Consider the following 13,656-nt stretch of genomic DNA (forward strand, 5'->3'; position numbering starts at 1 on the left):
CTTGCTCAGCCGTCTCGGATTATTTAAAGACAGGTTAGAAGATTCTAAATAAATCGTCTTAGCATCCAAACAACAAGGAGAAAACATGAAACAATACTGGACTTCAGGAACCATCGGAGCCGTCGCGCTCGTGATCGGTACAGCCTGGACACAGATAGGCAGTGCCAGTGCGACTGTGTTTAGGCCACCTGCTGATAACGCGGCTCCCCGTGTGGCAACCGGAGGGGCTTCAAGAGGTAGCTTCTTCACCCCTTCCTCTGATAACTCAGCGCCTCGGCAGGCCACTGGCGGCGCTTCGAGAGATAGCTTCTTTACCCCTTCTTCTGACAACGCAGCTCCTCAGCAGGCCACTGGTGGCGCTTCGAGAGATAGCTTCTTTACCCCTTCCTCTGACAATGCGGCTCCTCAGCAGGCAACTGGTGGCGCTTCTCGTGGAGAATTTTTCACTCCTCCGACTGATGCATTCCCACAAGAAACAGCTGGCGGTGCCTCCCGAGGTTTGTTTCCAGGTGCAAATAGCGAGGCTGGTGCCACAAGCGGTAGCACCAGCAGTAACCTCTATGGCCGGGTGACACCTGCAACCGCATCATCGGCTGCCGAGTCTATGCTGGCCGTGGTGCCCGATAGTTTCTATGGCACCACTTTAGAAGCCAGACCGACCATTTTGGTCTACGTGCCAGCTTCTAATACCAATACCGCTGTCTTTAGTTTGAAAGATGAAGCTAAGCATACGGTTTATCAAACGACCGTAGCGGTGCCTGAGAGCGGCGGTGTAGTGGCTGTGGAAATGCCAGATGAAGCGCCCGAACTCGCGGTTTCAGAGAACTATCAATGGTATGTGGCCCTACATGTGGAGGGCGAGCTAACCCCCGGCAGTCCCTTTGTCGACGGTTGGATTAAGCGGATTGAGCCTAGTTCTGAGCTATCAGTAGCGCTAGCCCAGGGCGAGGGCTTGTCTGACGTTGAAGCGTTAGGCCAAAACGGTGTCTGGTACGACACTGCCGCACAACTTGCTAGCTTGCAAGAGGGCACTCAGGCCGATGGAGTCATGGCGGGTCACTGGTACGAGCTTCTCGAAGCTGTTGGTCTGGCCGATATTGCAACTGAGCCAATTGTGATGTAGATATACCAGCGCTAATCAACGCTAAAACTTAGCACAAGAGACGGATGGTGACTATCACTGTCCGTCTTTTTTGTTGATTACGTTAGATCTAGAAAACAGGGAATGCTAGTGATGCAGCAACTTCTGCTGTCTATTCATAGCTACCTATCCATAGAAACGTTAAATGTGGTCAAAACTTCAAACTTTTGCACAACGCACCCGCAGCGTTTATGTGGTGGCCACTACGGTTGCTGTTGCAGTGATTGCTGGCAATGCGCTGTCTCTTTTCAGCATTGTGGAGTGGGAAATTAGAGATGGATTCTTTCGTTTTCGTACAGATGAGGGCGTTGATCCCAATATCGTGGTTGTCACCATCGATGAGCCAGATATTCAAGCGGCTGGAGACTGGCCCGTTCCCGACGCACTGTTGGCCGAGCTACTACAAAAGATAGACCAGCAGTCGCCCCGTGCTGTTGGCTTAGATATTTACCGAGATTTACCTGAAGAACCTGGCCATGAGGCGCTTGTTGAAACCTTTCGGTCGATGCCTAACCTGATTGGGGTTGAGAAAATCATTGGCAATCGGGTCAACCCGCCGCCTGTGCTTGAGGAGCTAGATCAAGTCGGGATGGCTGATTTAGTATTGGATGGCGATCGCAAAGTGCGGCGGGCCCTATTAACTGCTAGCGATGATCAGCAAGACGATGAAATCAAAGCTGGGTTGGCTACGCGCGTTGCCCTGAAGTATTTAGAAAGTGAGGGTATTGAGCTGACGCCGGTTGATGCCGAGCGGCAGAAGTTTCAGCTAGGCAAAGTTTCATTTGTTCCGCTACGGCCAAACGAAGCAGGCTATTCAAAACAAGCCTTAGGGGGTTATCAGATACTAATGAACTGGTGGGGTAGAGCGGATGCTTTTACCACCGTGTCGATGGCCGATGTGCTTAGCAACCAGGTTGAGCCCGATGTTATGCAAGACCGGATGGTTTTCATCGGTAGTGTGGCTCCTAGTACGAACGACTTTTTTGAAACACCGTACAACAGCTCACAGCAGGCTAATCAAAAAGTCATGGCGGGTGTGTTCATTCACGCTAATATCGCCAGTCAGCTTACTCAAGGCGCACTTACTGGTCGCAAGGGGATAGCCGGATTATCTGGACTACAGCAGATTCTTTGGATAGTGGTTTGGTCTTTTGCAGGGGCTGGTAGTAGCTGGCTGATTTCTTCTCGGCAGCGGCAGCGGCGGCAGTACTACTTTCATAGAAGTGCCTTTCTTGCTGTGGTTGGCATGAGCACGCTGCTAATAGGTGGAGCCTACCTAGCGTTTTTACAGGGCTGGCTGATTCCTATGGCTGCTCCCTTACTAGCTTTCTTGATAAGTGGCGCGATCACCACTAATGTCTATCGGCAGCAGCAGCTTAAAGCCGCTAACGTTGATCTACAGCTTGCTTTAGATCAATTACAACGCTCTAAACTACAGCTAGTGCAAAGTGAAAAAATGTCTGCTTTAGGAAACTTGGTTGCAGGCGTTGCCCACGAAATCAACAACCCGATTGGCTTCCTAAATGGCAGTGTGTCGAATGCCCAAGGCTATTTTCAGGATCTAAAAGAACATTTAGAGGTCTATCAAGCAGAATATCCTCAGCCGACTGAGGAGGTAGAAGACCACGCTGAAGAGATTGATTTGGACTATGTCTGTGAAGACTTTCCGAAACTGTTATGTTCGATGAAAGATGCCATGGATCGAATCAAGGCTATCAGCACGAGCTTACGAACCTTCTCGCGCGCGGACGCTAAGGATAAAGTTAGTGCGGATTTGCACGAAGGACTCGATAGTACGCTACTGATTTTGAAATATCGCCTTAAGGCGAATGATCAGCGCCCCGCTATTGAAGTTATTAAAGACTATGGCGATCTACCTGCGGTTGACTGTTTCTTAGGTCAGCTTAATCAGGTGTTTATGAATCTTTTAGCAAATGCGATTGATATCTTTGACGAAGCTGCTCAACAATCATCCTTCAGTGAGTTGAAAGAGCGATCGCAGATCATTACGGTGAAAACAGCGCTATGCGCCGAGAAGAATGCAGTGGAGGTTCGTATTGGCGACAACGGTAAAGGTATGCCGGAAGCGGTCAAAGAAAAAATATTTGATCACTTATTTACAACAAAAGCGGTTGGCAAAGGAACAGGGCTCGGACTCTCTATCGCTCGACAAATTGTTGCCGAAGCCCACAGCGGTAGCTTATCGGTGCAGTCTGAGCTTGGTAAAGGAACAGAATTTATAATTCAGTTGCCCCTCTCAGCTTAAGCACAAACGGTGGTGAGAATAGGAGAAAACCCACTGCTAGAACAGACTATCTAAAACAGATCGTACTGAAGCGAGAAGTAAATGCCACTATCCTGTAGGCTATCGCTGGTGCTGTCGACATCGACTAAGGGTAAGCCCCAGTCTAACCGGGCAGAAAAGTTGTCATCCCGCTGCCAAAGTAGACCAACACCTGTACCCACTAGAACATTGTTGCCTTCTGGATTGTCGCTGTGGTTCCAGGCCGCGCCTGCATCGATAAACGGAGTGATTTGCACGACGCTGTTTTCTGAGAATCGCGCAATTGGCAGACGAGCTTCTGCAGACAAGAGCCCGCCATTATCTCTTAGAAGGATGTCTTGGCGGTAGCCTCGAACAGTTTGCTGTCCGCCTAGTCCAAACTGTTCGGACAATAGCAGGCTATCGGCGGCAAGCTGCAGGTCACTACGCAATAAAAAGAGCGCATCTTCTCCTAGCAGGCGAACCCATTGGCCTTGGCCCCGCCAGGAAAAGAACTGGCTGTCGGGTGAGCCATCAGTATTGTTGGTGGCATTTAGCCAGCTCCCCCCAACATTGAACTGAGAGCGGGCTGCTAGAACCTGACGCTGGCTACGCTTTGCCCAGTTTTGCGAAAACCGTAGGGCGCTAACGCGAGTTTCGCCATCTTCGTCAGCGCCAGGAGACAGCGGAAAGGGGCCAATGTTGTCGATTCCCAAGCGGGTTTTATTTTCTTTGTATGAAAAGATAAGCCCTAAGGATAGCTCTTGGGTTGGTGTTTCGATCAACGGATGGGTAACACCAATATCAGCATAGAAAGCATTGGAGCTGATATCAAGTGCTTCAAACGTGTCATCAATCACGCGGCTTTCAGAAATGCCACCTTCAAGGGTAATGCGAGTGTTGTGAGGGCTGACCGGGATAGAGTAGCCAGCATCTAGGCTATTGCTGCCGTTGGTATTGGAGTAAGCCAGGGTGGCGCGATCGCCAATGCCAAACATATTGCCTTCTAAGAGGTTAATGCGGCGACGAAAGCTACCAATATTAGGCGATCGCCCATTATCTAGCTTTACCGAAAGCCCGAATGACTCCGCTTCGGTTATGTCCACCCGTAAGATACTCGTACCAGGCTGAACACCCGCCTGTAAGTCAGCAGACACCGTCTCGATCAGCGGATCAATCTGTAGCCGCTGCAGACCTTCTAGCAGCTTACCTGCATTAATAGGTGGCTGCGCTGCCAAGCCTAAGCGGCTGCGTACATAATCTGGATTCAGGCGGCGAGTTCCTACAATTTCAATGTCCTCGATCACACCTTCAAGCACCTGAACAGTCACTATTCCTTCCTCCAAGGTTTGAGGAGGGATGAACGCACCCGAGGTGAGAAACCCTGCATCGATGTAGCGCTGTGTGATAGCCGAGCGTATCTGTAATAGCTCATCGAAGGTAATAGGCCGACCAATATACTCCTCAAAAAGGGTCGAAAAATCCTCTGCAGAGAATACTGTGCTGCCCTCTAGTTGAATACCGCTAACTTCAAATGTTTCACCTGGGCCACTAGTTAGACCGCTAGGCGTATTAGTGCCGTCAGGCTCATCTAGTAGCTCATCTACAGGGGGTAGTTGCGGTAGAGGCTGCGGCTCAATGAAAATCTCGTCTCGCTGCGAGCCTGGATCGATATCCGCAGGTGGCAAGGGTTCAGCCGGAACAGACCCTGGGGGTAGATCGGGCGGTAAGTTCACCTGAGCTAAAAACTGCTGTTTCGAGACTGGTGCGGTGGAAGATTCAGATTCTATCGCCGCTATCCCCTGAGCAGGTAAAGTCATCGTGGTAGCACAATAACTTAGGCACAAAAGCTTAAATAGTCGAGGATTGGCAGAAGGCATGACAGTGACGATGCAAAAGTGCTATGCCCTCTAATGTTCCCGATTCATCAACTTACGTACTAAGGTCGCATTGACCTTCGCGTTGACATTGGCCCTGTTCATTCGCAGGTCACGCTTTGAATGTGATCGCTTAGTCTGAATGATTGTTCTTTCTCTGCGATCGCTTCCTGCGAGTCCAACCTTATTCGTTGCGGCCAATTTATTGCACCAACGAGCGTTTACTCGGAGGCGTTTTTGTTGAAACAGCGTCGGAGCCAGTTTAAAAGATTAGAAGAATTGTCTATTCGTTAAGCTGCTAAATCTATTCCTTAGTGCTAGAGGCGCTATCAAAAGTACTCGCGCAAGTTACAAGTGAAACAGTTGGTTCAGTCCTGCTTGCTGTATCTATGAGAGCTATCTGACCATGCTCATCTATAGTCCAAGCAGTCGCTTCTGTAAGCGGGGCTTCTACCTGAATGGGCATTTCTATAGGTAGTTCTAATGACTGATTTCCAAAAGCCGAGAGATCTCTTAGGTCATTCCAGGGGCGATTGCTCGCTAACCTTTCTGGCGTCGGCGGTAGACCACCCCGACCAGAAGCAACAAATCGATTGCCTGCTGCATCCGCGCAACTGCTAGCAATCTGGTTGCTGCTATCGGCCACTTCGCCAGGTAGCTCAACTAGGCCCGAACTAGGGTCACTTTCAAACCCTTCGACCGAAACCGTGCCACTGAGGCCAAATTCAGAGCTGGCGGTGATATCACTTTCGGGCGTGAGCTGGTCGCGGAACTGGGTGCCTACCAAGAGCTGCGTGTCGATGTCGATATTGCCACCGTTGCCCTGGAAAGCGCTGGCGATGATATCACTATTCTCTAGCGCGACGATAGCTGGCGTAATGATAGCGAGGTTACCACCATCGCCGATTCCACCTGCTTCGGCAGAGATTCGACTGCGATCGCGCATGAGCAAGACATCTCGCGCATTCAGAAAGATATTGCCGCCGCTGCCCTGCTGCGTAGAGGCGGTAATGCCAGCATTGTTATTGAGATCGATAGTATCGGCACTTGCTCTCAAAGTACCTGCATCTCCAGGTCCATCATTTCTGACAGTGACTTGAGCGCCGTCTTTGACAACTAGAAGCGGCGTATCAATCGTGACATCTCCTGATGCTCCCGTCGGCACCGCAGGAACTAAAATTCCAAGTCCTGCAATGAAAGCGCGGAAAGCAGGATCAACGATATTAGCAGATGAGACAATCAAACTAGGGTTGATAGAGCCAGGAACGGTGCCGCTGACTTCTATCGACTCTGAAGCTGTCACGGTCACTGAGCCGGCGTTGCCAAAAGCTATTGTAGAAGAATCAACTCGACCGCCATCTCTGACGAGTAACTGTCGGGTACTGACGGTTAATTTCCCTGCATCACCTGTGTTGGCGCTTGAAGCCCCTATTGTGCTCGGGAAAAACCCAGAATTTATGCCGCCGACTTCTATAACATCTGATTCAACCAGTACATTGCCTCCTATTCCAGAGCCTAATGTGGCTGAAGAGATAGAACCGCCATCTATTAAGTTTAGCTGTCCTGCTGCTATATTGACATTTCCGCCAGACCCCGAACCAGTTGTTCGAGAAGAGACACCGCTGTTCACGTTCGTTAGTCTTCTAGTAGATATGCTTACATCTCCAGCTGTTCCAGAGCCGTATGAATTTGTTCTAATCGAATTAGGCTTATCAACGTCCCCTGGTTCAAGTCTGACAGCATCAGATGCGGTTACGGTAACATTGCCTCCAGGAGCGGACTGAAAAGTTTCTGCGAGAACCGAAGCTCCCGCTGTTAGCAACAACTGCTGAGCTGAGATAGTCACATCTGCGCCCATGCCGCTACCGAGACTATTGGTTGTGAAGCCCGAGCCAAGCTCACCGCTAGCATCGCTACCATCTAGCTCAATTACATCACTCGCGTTGACCTGAATAGAACCAGACAACTGGCTACCAAAATTCTGGATCAGCGCAACAGATCCATCCTGAAAAGATAAGTGTCGCCCTTGAAGACTTATATCTCCTGCTTTAGAACCAAAAGCATAAGGTGTATCTATGCTTTCAAACAAAAGATCGCTGGCATTAATCAGCGACTGCGAAGAAAACTGCATGTCACCAAAGCGCTGTACATTTCTATAGTCGAGAGCGTAGTTGCTAGGATCTATTATCACAACTCCCTCCCGGACAGCCCCGATCTCTATCTGTCCGCCGGGTGCGGAAACCATTCCTCCTCCAAAGGTAATATCGCTGCCAATCAAGCTTATAGTACGACCAGGCATCACCTGTAGACTCGATGAGCTGTCTATAGCTAGGGGCAAATCTTTCAGCTTGGTATAGCCTGTGTCATTGACTTGAATACCTCTAGAAGATGCCCCCATTTGTAGTCCGGTAGGGGTACTTACGGTAAGCAACGGGCCAACAACCGCGCTGTTGGCAGTGAACTCTGTGCCATCGTCAAAGCGAATGCTCTCAGCAGTAGAGCCTATGAATGAGCCGCCGATGTCAAGCTGAGCATCTGGGCCAAACACAATCCCATTAGGGTTGAGCAGAAAGAAGTCTGGATTGTTTCCACCAATCACCTGAAGCAAGCCGTCAATATTAGAAACGCTGCTGCCACTTACCCGAGAGAAGATGGTATCGACACTGCTAGTGCTGTCTGCGTAGCTAGCGTCGTCGAGGTCGAAGATGGCTGACCAGCTTTGAGGAGAGAAGTCTTGAAAACTATGAAAGAGATTGGTGTCTGCGACAGTGCCGCCTGTAATGGTAAAAAGATTGGTGCCAGGGGTAGCCAAAGTGCCAACTGTTGGATCGCCGTCGACGGTTTGAGCTACTGCTGGGGCGATCACGCTGAGCATCGTGGCGATCGCTGCTAAGGTCACAAATGGCTTAGAAACAGGTATAAGCGATGTCGAGCGAGTTTTTGACAGTCCCATTTTGGTTGCGGGCTAGGTAAGCGGGTAGTTACCTTCAGGTTGCCCAAGAATGAGTTCACTCGCCTCAGTCGCTGCTACCTTGCCAAATCCTAGAAGCTACCGCTACTTTGAATTAGACCCAATGCTGTGGAATTGTATGCATCTGGATTTTGGCATTTATTGATCGCCACTCTCCATATTTGCAAGGTCGTCTTTAGAGAACTTTTCACCTATTTTCTCAGGCAGAATATCACTCAATGGCGATTCTCGCTCGTAGGTATTCTCAGCGGTGGGCTTACTGTCTGGATTGTTGACGTTGTTATCGAGTGCATCTTCGACGATATCGCGTACGGGCTCGCCGTAGTGCTCAATAGTTTTTTCAGCGCGGGCTTCGTCCATGTCTAAATCAACGTTATAGGCCAGTGTCATAGCGGCAGTTGGCGAGACCCCTAACGGCAGCGGACTAGCGACTAAAGGGTAGGAAACTATGGTGAGGCCAATAGCCACAAAAACGCTAAACAGCCAACCACGACGTAGATTAGCAGTAAAATAAGATAGTAATTTGTTCATGATTTGATCTATATCAGGCTTCGCCAGCTCACCATCACCCCTATAGGATGACTATTGGGCTTAGCGAAGCTTGAGATGTTTCTGCCTTTGGGCCTATGAGGTGGTTAGCTCTGCATTGCTGTCGTGCTGTACAAAGGCGTAGTAGGCTGCGATCGCGCCCGTAATAGCATTGAACCAAACGTTGTTACCAAAGATCGGCATAATGCCAAACAGCGTACGAGAAAAGGGCAGCAAGCCTAGTACGGCCAGGGCTAGATAGCCAGTTTCTTATCTTGAAGAGTCTAGAGAGGCATTGCCTCTGTCTAAATTCAGAAGTTGAATGTCCTAGTCTCTTTCCATAGTGGGACAGCTCATAGTGAGTGGACAGCTCATAGTGAGATGACATTAGGTCATTAGGATTACGAGGGATCTAGCGATCGCACATCCGCCTCAGGCTTTGCTAGCCAATACGCCCAGGCAATTAGCACAAATTGGAACGGCAGCCGAATGCCGTGAAACCACCAGCTATCTGGGATACCTGCTAGCTTGATATGATTAAACGCCATATTGAGATTGGCCGGATAGACCGCGATGAACAGGGCCACTAGTCCCCAACCACAGAGCTGCCGCGTCGCTGGGAAAAACAGCCCTATGCCTAGAGCAATTTCACAAACGCCGCTGATATAAACTAGCGCTGCCGGATAGGGCAACAGACCCGGCACAATTTTAATAAAAGGCTCAGGAATCACAAAATGTAGGATTCCAGCAACAATCATTAAAATCGCTAACAGGTTCCGCAGCGTTGTTTTCTTTTGTTGAACAAGATTTAGGAAAGCATCCATGATTAAATTATCGAAAGCTGAATACTAGCAAAATCAGCGTTCGATCAGTCTATCGCTAGAGAGAGAAAGCAACGGCTAGACCACTTAATTTCTGTCATCAACGGCTGTTGGATAAGAACAATGACTTCTTCCTACCGACTAGCTAAGGACAGACTTGACTTTGTATGCTTATGTGTTTGTTCTAGAAAGTAATCAGCTAACGGATGCATCCAACGCTAGCTATAAATACCACCGGCCAAAGACATTATTAGAAGTCTCTATACGATTGTTTAGCGACTTTTGTCTGTTCGGTAGATCTCAGAACAGGCATCTCTCGATCGGAGTCGTAGGAAGAATAACTGACCGATAGGAGCATAAAAAAGGAGAAGGGGATAATGCTAGCAGCGCTCAGTCCTTTTGCAACTCTAGAAGCCCGTAGTGATTCGACGTATTTTCCCTGCTTGTAGGCTCTTTTTACCCAAGCGGCCTGAATCAATGCAGGCACCGCTAGGGGTAAAAACATAACTATTGCGAAGAGGGCTGCCACCCAGTGGCTAGGCGGACAGGGCCGATCTTGATACAGATCATAAGACTGATTCCATTCAGGGTGGGCAGCTTTGCCTACTCGGCCAATGAGCTGAAACCGCTTTACGCCATCTAGTAGCAAGGGTGCTATATGCTTGCGAATAAGCTGAGGTAGCGCGTAATAGTTGATACCGACACCTGCCGTCCTATGCACCTGAATCTCAAGACGATCGTTCCGGTGGTGAACTTTAGCGGTCAGGTTCTTTTCGGCTAAAGGCGCAGCTAAAACGCGACTCAGCTGAGCGTCGTAGGCAGCCTGTTGCAGATGCTTTAGATTTTGCTTGGCAGTTTCTAGCGTAAAGTCGTTGTATACGGCGCACTGCAAGTCATTTATTGCACAGATGAGGTCTCCAGATTGATGATACAGCAACCCTCTTTGGTAATAGGCTAGGGCAAGAGTTGGATAAGCCTCTAGAGCAGCATCTAAATTAGACAGCGCATTGTCTCGATCGTTTCTTTTTAGATAGACGAGCGCTCTATGGTAGTAGGGATACGAGTAGGTGGGGCAGTAAGCGATCGCCATTGCCCAATCCTTCATCGCCGCCGCTTCATCTCCCATTTCTTGGCATACTTTGCCTCTGTAAAAGTAAGCTTGAGCGATCGCTAAGCTACGTGAAATATTTGTATTCCGAGCGAAGCGCATAGCTGATTCAAAATCTGCGATCGCCCCTTCAGCGTTCTGCAGCTCCATCCGATTAAACCCTCTACGTACCAGGGCCGCTACTGGCTGAGGATAGCCCATATCAAGCGCTGTAGAGAACGCCTCTATTGCTCGTTGGTAAGATTGCTGCTGCTCGTACGTAACGCCGCGACGATACATTAATTTCGCCATCTGACGCTGGCAGATGCAGGTTAAAAACGACATTGTTTAAGTACTCTATGGATTTCATCAACTGCCCGTCGGCAGAACACATCAGACGAGTGGTAGCGCTACATCGATCCGCATAGTAGCTGAACAGTAGGAAACCCCTCGTCACTCGAAAGCTGCTTGTCTTTAGGTCGTCCGCAGATAGGTCTTTCCACAGACGGCTAAATGCCCTCCTACAACTTCGACTGACGAAGGGATAAACTTAGGACTCGCAAGACCGCTGCCGGCATAAGCACAAGCACGGCGCGTTCTATGGTTGTTCTCAAAAACAATGAGCGAAAATTATGCAAGTTTTGTAGAAATCAGAAAAAACGACGATCGCATCGACAGCTACTACACGATCTACACTTCAAACTACGCTTTATAAAACTGTCTCTGCGATGGTACAGGCATGAGCTACCAGACGAAGATACCTCCGACAATCCAAAAATCGCTATATCTATCTTTATAGCTCCTTGTTTCTTTAGACTGCATAATTTCGATGCCGTCAGACTGAGAGTTTATTAGGCTCACCTATACTCATCAAATACAGGAAAAAGTATGCATTCTTTTATAACGGCACGACCTGTTGCTCTACAACGCTTTTAGCCGATAAGACCGTCCTAAAGTAGCTTGGCAGAATCAATAAATGAAAGATAGTCCGACAGACTGCGATTTACTAGCAAAACAGGTGGAGCAGATGGCAGCGGCGGCGCTAGCTATCGAAAACGGTAAGTTCACTCCTGATATGCTAAACGACCTGAGTCAGCATCCAGACGAGCTAGGACAGCTTGTGCGGTTTTTGCAACAGACGGCCCAGAGACAGATGACCAGAGAATTGCACTCGCGTAGGCGACAGCCGCACCTGCTAAAAGACATAGTAAATGACGCTTCTAAAGATTACACGGTAGCTACAGTCGATTGCTTTCAGCAGCTACAAAAGCGAATGACGGGTAGTTATCTTGATGTTGAAAAACTATACCAGCCTTCTCTATATCCATCGCTTGCTCGCTTTCCAGACGAAAGTACGCCGACCGTTTCGACGCAGACATTATCCGATGCAATATCGTTAGATCCTATAAGCTTACAGGCAGATGAGCGATCGCTAAGCTCAGAGATGCCCAGCTTGGAAATGCCGAGTTTAGAGAGACCTCTAGATGCCGATACCTCGAATCTTTTGCAGTCTCGTAAGATTGTTGCCGTTCAATCTTTTCGAGGAGGGACGGGCAAATCGAATATCACCAGCAATCTTGCTATTACCCTGGCACAGCAAGGTAAAAGAGTCGGCATTATTGACACAGACTTGCGATCGCCTAGTCTCCACATGATATTCGGTTTGGACAGTGCTTCTATCAATCGAACTTTAAATGACTATCTGTGGGAAGATTGTGCATTACATGAGTGTGCTCATAATTTGAGTAGTCTTCTATCAGATGCAGCGGTGGCTGCCGGTGGGGCTATCTATATTATTCCAGCGAGTACCCGGCTTGCTGATATGACCCGCATTCTGCAGGCGGACTATGACAGAAGAAAGCTGTTCGACGGTCTGCAGGCTGTTACCGACGATCTGAAGCTAGATGTCTTGCTAATTGATGCTCATCCTGGAATTAATGAGGAAACTGTGCAGGCGATTTCAGTTTGCTCGCTTCTAGTCTTAGTTCTATGCCCGGACTATCAAAACTATCGGGGCACCTCTATTGTCATAGAGCTAGCGCGATCGCTATCTGTTCAAGAGATCATGCTAGTGGTTAATAAAGCGCCAAGCAGCTTTGACACTCAGGAATACCGAGAGCAGTTAGAGACCATATACGATGTGCCAGTGGCAGATATTCTTCCTTTTGCAGAAGAAATGATGTACTTAGCGAGCAGTGAGCTCTTCTCAGCGCACTATTCAACGCCCTGTTTTGATCACCCTTTGTCTAATCATCCTTTGACAAAAGCGATAAAGGTAATTAGTCAGAAAATCGTTAGCAGCTAGGCAGAGCCTTGCTATGACGAAGTCTTCTGTTTGCAAAAATTTCTGTGAGAATCTTTCAGAATCTTAAACTTTGCTGATGAGTGTTTACTTCAAAACTTTTAGGAACCTACTTCCTGAACTGATTACAGTATTTTCCCTGACGCTGATGGGGATAAGAGACACAGGCCAATTATCGACTGCTGTGTGGTTGCTACTTGGCGCTTGCTCTTTGAGGATAGTTTGGAACAGCGCCCTGATCGTTCATGGATTTGGACATGTTTGTATCATAGCTATCTTGGACCGCGATCTAGGTTTTATTAACAGCAACAACATTCTTGAAAATAGAGGTTTTACTGAGCTGTTGAAGTCCTGCGTTCCAGGTCATCCTATCTTTCTACCCTGGATTGCCTGTGAGACGCAGCCGTGGGTAGCTGCCGGCAGCATAAATTTCCAGACTGTCCGTTTCAAGGCTTTAGGCGGTATTGCTTTTAATGCGATCGCCATCCTATTTTCGCTGCTGCTTTGCTCGCTTTTTGCCCAAAGCAATCTCGGTGGGCCAAGCGCTCAGCTATTGATCGGTGCTTGGTTTGGTAGCCATTTGCTAGTGGTGCTAAGCTCACGTTCTGATATCACTGCGGCGATCGCTGGTCAGGCTAGCTGCTTCTACTGTGGAAACTTTGGTTT

The 13,656-nt window shown here is 48.7% G+C and carries 10 protein-coding genes; 4 read left to right on the forward strand and 6 right to left on the reverse strand.

The window, feature by feature from the left end; translation table 11 throughout:
• Nucleotides 1-85: 85 nt before the first annotated feature.
• Together IQ256_RS16960 and IQ256_RS16965 are read left to right on the forward strand one after the other, a co-directional pair.
• Nucleotides 86-1,123, forward strand: coding sequence for a DUF928 domain-containing protein (locus IQ256_RS16960; protein WP_193856729.1), 1,038 nt, complete (start codon nucleotides 86-88; stop codon nucleotides 1,121-1,123).
• Between the two features lie 163 nt (nucleotides 1,124-1,286).
• The gene (locus IQ256_RS16965; RefSeq protein ID WP_193856730.1) at nucleotides 1,287-3,407 is read left to right on the forward strand and encodes a CHASE2 domain-containing protein; all 2,121 of its coding nucleotides are present in this window, start codon (nucleotides 1,287-1,289) and stop codon (nucleotides 3,405-3,407) included.
• A 50-nt stretch (nucleotides 3,408-3,457) separates the two neighbouring features.
• On the opposite strand, the gene IQ256_RS16970 is transcribed toward IQ256_RS16965, so the two are convergent.
• The 6 genes from IQ256_RS16970 to IQ256_RS16995 all read right to left on the reverse strand — a co-directional run bounded on the left by IQ256_RS16970 (nucleotide 3,458) and on the right by IQ256_RS16995 (nucleotide 11,033).
• The gene (locus IQ256_RS16970) at nucleotides 3,458-5,224 is read right to left on the reverse strand and encodes a ShlB/FhaC/HecB family hemolysin secretion/activation protein (RefSeq protein WP_228024985.1); all 1,767 of its coding nucleotides are present in this window, start codon (nucleotides 5,222-5,224) and stop codon (nucleotides 3,458-3,460) included.
• A 361-nt stretch (nucleotides 5,225-5,585) separates the two neighbouring features.
• Nucleotides 5,586-8,234: an S-layer family protein gene (locus IQ256_RS16975; RefSeq protein ID WP_193856732.1), complete on the reverse strand. Its 2,649-nt coding sequence runs from the start codon at nucleotides 8,232-8,234 to the stop codon at nucleotides 5,586-5,588.
• Nucleotides 8,235-8,390: 156 nt separating this feature from the next.
• Nucleotides 8,391-8,783, reverse strand: a complete 393-nt coding sequence (locus IQ256_RS16980) for a hypothetical protein (RefSeq protein ID WP_193856733.1) — start codon at nucleotides 8,781-8,783, stop codon at nucleotides 8,391-8,393.
• Nucleotides 8,784-8,876: 93 nt separating this feature from the next.
• Nucleotides 8,877-9,032, reverse strand: coding sequence for a DUF4383 domain-containing protein (locus IQ256_RS16985; RefSeq protein WP_193856741.1), 156 nt, complete (start codon nucleotides 9,030-9,032; stop codon nucleotides 8,877-8,879).
• Nucleotides 9,033-9,181: 149 nt separating this feature from the next.
• Entirely contained in the window at nucleotides 9,182-9,604 is a 423-nt protein-coding gene (locus tag IQ256_RS16990) for a hypothetical protein (protein ID WP_193856734.1), read from the reverse strand.
• A 247-nt stretch (nucleotides 9,605-9,851) separates the two neighbouring features.
• Complete coding sequence (locus tag IQ256_RS16995) at nucleotides 9,852-11,033, reverse strand: CD225/dispanin family protein (RefSeq protein ID WP_193856735.1); 1,182 nt, start codon at nucleotides 11,031-11,033, stop codon at nucleotides 9,852-9,854.
• Between the two features lie 631 nt (nucleotides 11,034-11,664).
• Between IQ256_RS16995 and IQ256_RS17000 the strand changes: the two genes are divergently transcribed.
• Nucleotides 11,665-12,993, forward strand: coding sequence for a MinD/ParA family protein (locus IQ256_RS17000; RefSeq protein ID WP_193856736.1), 1,329 nt, complete (start codon nucleotides 11,665-11,667; stop codon nucleotides 12,991-12,993).
• A 76-nt stretch (nucleotides 12,994-13,069) separates the two neighbouring features.
• On the forward strand, nucleotides 13,070-13,656 hold a 587-nt coding region (locus IQ256_RS17005; protein ID WP_228024986.1), incomplete at its 3' end, for a hypothetical protein.

It is taken from the genome of cf. Phormidesmis sp. LEGE 11477 (assembly GCF_015207105.1).
GTDB lineage: Bacteria > Cyanobacteriota > Cyanobacteriia > Phormidesmidales > Phormidesmidaceae > Phormidesmis.

What these genes read in the sequence shown, in the direction of transcription:
- IQ256_RS16965 (WP_193856730.1), top strand. Translation starts at nt 1,287, where the DNA reads ATGTGGTCAAAACTTCAAACTTTTGCACAACGCACCCGCAGCGTTTAT.
- IQ256_RS17000 (WP_193856736.1), top strand. Translation starts at nt 11,665, where the DNA reads ATGAAAGATAGTCCGACAGACTGCGATTTACTAGCAAAACAGGTGGAG.
- IQ256_RS16995 (WP_193856735.1), bottom strand. Translation starts at nt 11,033, where the DNA reads ATGTCGTTTTTAACCTGCATCTGCCAGCGTCAGATGGCGAAATTAATG.
- IQ256_RS16970 (WP_228024985.1), bottom strand. Translation starts at nt 5,224, where the DNA reads ATGACTTTACCTGCTCAGGGGATAGCGGCGATAGAATCTGAATCTTCC.
- IQ256_RS16990 (WP_193856734.1), bottom strand. Translation starts at nt 9,604, where the DNA reads ATGGATGCTTTCCTAAATCTTGTTCAACAAAAGAAAACAACGCTGCGG.
- IQ256_RS16960 (WP_193856729.1), top strand. Translation starts at nt 86, where the DNA reads ATGAAACAATACTGGACTTCAGGAACCATCGGAGCCGTCGCGCTCGTG.
- IQ256_RS16975 (WP_193856732.1), bottom strand. Translation starts at nt 8,234, where the DNA reads ATGGGACTGTCAAAAACTCGCTCGACATCGCTTATACCTGTTTCTAAG.
- IQ256_RS16980 (WP_193856733.1), bottom strand. Translation starts at nt 8,783, where the DNA reads ATGAACAAATTACTATCTTATTTTACTGCTAATCTACGTCGTGGTTGG.